The sequence below is a fragment of the Saccharothrix sp. ST-888 genome (assembly GCF_000955975.1).
Lineage (GTDB): Bacteria > Actinomycetota > Actinomycetes > Streptomycetales > Streptomycetaceae > Kitasatospora.
On record NZ_JYJF01001079.1, the window covers coordinates 1 to 264 of the forward strand.

Here is a 264-nt window from a genome sequence, read left to right on the forward strand (position 1 = left end):
CCTTGCGCCAGGCGGCGCGCAGGCCCTGGAACACCGGTCCGTACCCGAACCCGGCCTCGCCGAACACCTCGTACAGGTCGTCGACCGCAACCTCGACCGGACCGGCCGGAGGCCACTCCCCCAGCTCGAACGAAGCCGGGGATCCGGCAACCGCGCTCGGGGCGGGCACACCGGTGGCGTGCCGCGTCCACAGCTCCTCGCCGGAGGCATCCTCCGGACGGGAGTGCAGGCTGACCGGACGCCGTCCGGACTCGTCGGCCGCCT

General features: G+C 74.2%; 1 protein-coding gene. It reads right to left on the minus strand.

Annotated elements, in window-relative coordinates:
* The coding region (locus UK12_RS35695; protein WP_045307387.1) for a polyketide synthase dehydratase domain-containing protein at window positions 1-264 on the minus strand (264 nt) is incomplete at both ends.